The sequence below is a fragment of the Phenylobacterium sp. genome (assembly GCF_037138395.1).
Lineage (GTDB): Bacteria > Pseudomonadota > Alphaproteobacteria > Caulobacterales > Caulobacteraceae > Phenylobacterium.
The window spans coordinates 1-3,312 of the sequence record NZ_JBAXIM010000210.1; the positions used below are offsets into that span (position 1 = coordinate 1).

At 70.2% G+C, this 3,312-nt stretch carries 3 protein-coding genes; 2 read left to right on the plus strand and 1 reads right to left on the minus strand.

The features are described 5' to 3' along the window. Positions 1–106: 106 nt before the first annotated feature. On the minus strand, positions 107–541 hold the full coding sequence (locus tag WCJ52_RS12305; RefSeq protein WP_336903603.1) for a GNAT family N-acetyltransferase: 435 nt from the start codon (positions 539–541) through the stop codon (positions 107–109). A gap of 122 nt (positions 542–663) precedes the next feature. On the opposite strand from WCJ52_RS12305, the gene pyk reads away from it, so the two are divergent. Continuing rightward, complete coding sequence (gene pyk, locus WCJ52_RS12310) at positions 664–2,085, plus strand: pyruvate kinase (protein WP_336903604.1); 1,422 nt, start codon at positions 664–666, stop codon at positions 2,083–2,085. 109 nt (positions 2,086–2,194) lie between these two features. Next, positions 2,195–3,160, plus strand: a complete 966-nt coding sequence (gene glk, locus WCJ52_RS12315) for a glucokinase (RefSeq protein WP_336903605.1) — start codon at positions 2,195–2,197, stop codon at positions 3,158–3,160. The last annotated feature ends 152 nt before the right edge of the window (positions 3,161–3,312 follow it).

The following is a 3,312-nucleotide window of genomic DNA, read 5'->3' on the forward strand; positions in this document are numbered from 1 at the left end:
CCCCAAGGGGGAGCTCCGGGCGAAGCCCGGTGAGGGGGTCAACGGCGGCTCAGCTGACCTCCTCCGACCCGGGACCCGGCCCTGGGCGGGGACTTCTGCACCCGGGTCAGACGCCTGCGATCCGAAGACACCTGAACCGGGGTTCCCATCCCGCCTTGGACGGCAGCGCCTCCACGGCAAAGCCAAGCCTGAGATAGAAACCTGTCGCTCCGATGTGCGTTTCAGCGTGAATCGGCAGGCTCGGATGAGCCCTGGAAATCGCCTCTATGAGCGCTCGTCCGTACCCGGAGTTCTGGTGCCCGGGCGCCACGGCGATGTGGGTGATTTCAACCCCTTCCTGATCCTGTCGAAAACCTGCCGCCGCCACCTGAACTCCGCCGACGTTCGCCTCAACCCGTCCCCGACCCGGTTCGTCCCGGTAGGTAGCGCGGACCTTCGCCATCTTCTCGCTGGTGGGGTCCCCGACAGCGGCGGCCAGGATTCGCCAGAAGGTTTCGTCACCGCCAGCAGGCGGCAGGAACCTGATCCCGTCGAGCGTCATATCGGCCCTCCCACGTCGAAAGTCTTGAATGGCTATTCCTGTCGAGCCCTACCGGCCACCACCGTTAAACCCCCTTCAAAGTTTAGGGCTAAGAGTGTGGGCGACCCAGACCAGGATCCCCCATGATTCGCGCCCGCAGAGCCCGCATTGTCGCCACCCTTGGACCGGCGACCCGAAAGCCGGAGCAGATCGTCGCCCTGGCCCGGGCGGGGGCCGACGTCTTCCGGGTGAACTTCAGCCATGGCGAGCATGCGGACCACGCCACGGCCATCGTCCGGGTGCGGGCCGCAGAGGCCGAGGTGGGGCGTCCGCTGGCGGTGCTGGCGGACCTCCAGGGGCCGAAGATCCGGTTGGGCGAATTCCTCGGCGGGCGGGTGGAGCTGACCCGGGGCCAGGCCTTTCGTCTCGACCGTGACCCGGCGCCAGGGGATTCCCGCCGGGTCTGCGTGCCCCACCCCGAGATCTTTGCCGCCCTGCGGACCGGGGCCGATGTGCTTCTGGACGACGGCAAGGTCCGGCTGAAGGTCGTCCGCTTCGGCCAGGACTTCGCCGAGACCGAGGTGATCAGCGGCGATATCCTGTCCGACCACAAGGGCCTGAACCTGCCGGGCCTGGCCATTCCCATTCCCGCCCTGACCGAGAAGGACCGGATCGACCTCGACTTCGCCCTGGCCCAGGGCGTGGACTGGGTGGCCCTGTCCTTCGTCCAGCGCGCCGCGGACATGGCCGAGCTGAGGCAGATCGTCCTGGGCCGGGCCGGCGTCCTGGCCAAGATCGAGAAGCCCGCCGCCCTGGAGGCCCTGGACGAGATCCTGGACCTGTCCGAGGCGGTCATGGTGGCCCGGGGCGACCTGGGCGTCGAACTGGCGCCCGAGGATGTGCCGGTGGTCCAGAAAACCCTGGTCCGCGCCGCGCGGATGCGGGGCATCCCCGTCATCGTGGCCACCCAGATGCTGGAGTCCATGATCCACTCGCCGACACCCACCCGGGCCGAAGCCTCGGACGTGGCCGCCGCCGTCTACGAGGGCGCTGATGCCGTCATGCTGTCGGCCGAGACCGCCGCCGGCGAATACCCCCTGGAGGCGGTGACCATGATGGACCGCATCCTGGCGCGGGTGGAGCGCGACCCGCGCTGGCCCGGGCTGATGGCCGCCGAATACCCGGTGGAGGACGCCGACGCCGACGCCCTGGTCGCCGCCGCCCGGCGGGCTGCCGATTCCGCCTCCACAGGCTGCCTGGCCGCCTTCACCACCACCGGCCAGACCGCCCTGCGCCTGTCGCGGGAACGTCCCCTCCAGCCCACCCTGGCCCTGACCACCCGCCTGGCCACCGCCCGGCGCCTGGCCCTGGCCTGGGGCGTCGAGGCCCGGGTCGTGGACCCCATCACTGATCCCGAGGACCTGGCGCGGGTGGCGGTGGAACAGGCCCTGGCGGCGGGCCTGTGCCCCCCCGGACACCGGGTCCTGATCCTGGCCGGCCTGCCCATGGGATCCCCAGGCGCGGCCAACATACTGCGCATCGCCCACGCCCCCCTGAGGCGCTGAGGCCAGACCCAAAAGGAAGACGTGCAAGGCGCTGCGGTATGGGCTATTCCCCGCGCCGCACGCTGGACCCGAGCCTGCCTGCGCCTGCGGGGTAAAAAGCTTGAAAAACGTGTACACCGGGCTGGTCGGCGACATCGGCGGCACCCACGCAAGGCTGGCCCTGGTCGATGAAGAAGGCCACATCCGCCATCCCGTCACCTTCGAGGAGCGCCACTATCCGTCCCTGACAGAGGTGATTGGCAGCTATCTGGAAAAGACCCTGGGGCGGAGACGGCCAGAGCGCGCTGTGCTGGCGGTGGCGGGGCCCGTCGTGGATGGGGAGATCCAGTTCACGAACAACAGCTGGCGGGCCTCGGAGGGCGAGATCTTCGTCGCCTTCGAGTTCGAGTCCGTCCGGCTGATCAATGACTTCGCCGCCCAGGCCCTGGCCGCCCCTCTCCTGCCGGCCGACACCCTGAGGCGCATTGGTCCCGACCTCCGCGGCGCGGACCTTGCCCCCCTGGTGGTGATGGGCGCCGGCACCGGATTTGGCGTGGCTGGCCTGGCCCGCTCCAACCGGGGCGACGTCGAGGTCGCCGGCGAGGGCGGGCACGGTGCCTTCGCCCCCTCCGATGACACCGAGATGGAGATCCTGCGGATCCTGAACCAGAGGTTCGGACGGACCTCCATCGAGCGCATCCTGTCGGGTCCTGGCCTCCACAACCTCTATTCCGCCCTGGCCGAGATTCGCGGTGCGGCGCCGGTCCTGGTGGATGAGGCGGCCGTGACCGCCGCTGCCGAAACGGGCGACGCCCTGGCGAACGAGACCCTGGACCGCTTCTGCGCCATCCTCGGCTCGGTGGCGGGGGACCTGGCCCTGACCTTCGGTGCCCGGGGCGGTGTGTTCATCTCCGGCGGACTGGCCCCACGCATGGCCGACCGGCTGGCAGGCGGCAGCTTCCGGAGCCGGTTCGAGGCCAAGGGCCGGATGAGCGCCTTCATGGCCGAGATCCCGACCACCCTGATCCAGCATCCCTACGCCGCCCTGGTGGGCGCCGCCCGCGCCCTGAAGCGCCCGGTCGCCAGCCTGCGCTGATCCCAGGTCTCCGTCGGCCGCCGTAGACCCCCCGTCCCGGGGCTGACGCTCCGGGCCACCTCCCCCTGGGGGGAGGAATTAGAAAGCCATGGCTCCACCTCAGGGGGAGCTCCGGGCAAAGCCCGGTGAGGGGGTCAACGGCGGCTCAGCTG

Coding starts and splice junctions, on each gene's coding strand:
- WCJ52_RS12305 (WP_336903603.1), bottom strand. CDS start 541: ATGACGCTCGACGGGATCAGGTTCCTGCCGCCTGCTGGCGGTGACGAA.
- pyk (WP_336903604.1), top strand. CDS start 664: ATGATTCGCGCCCGCAGAGCCCGCATTGTCGCCACCCTTGGACCGGCG.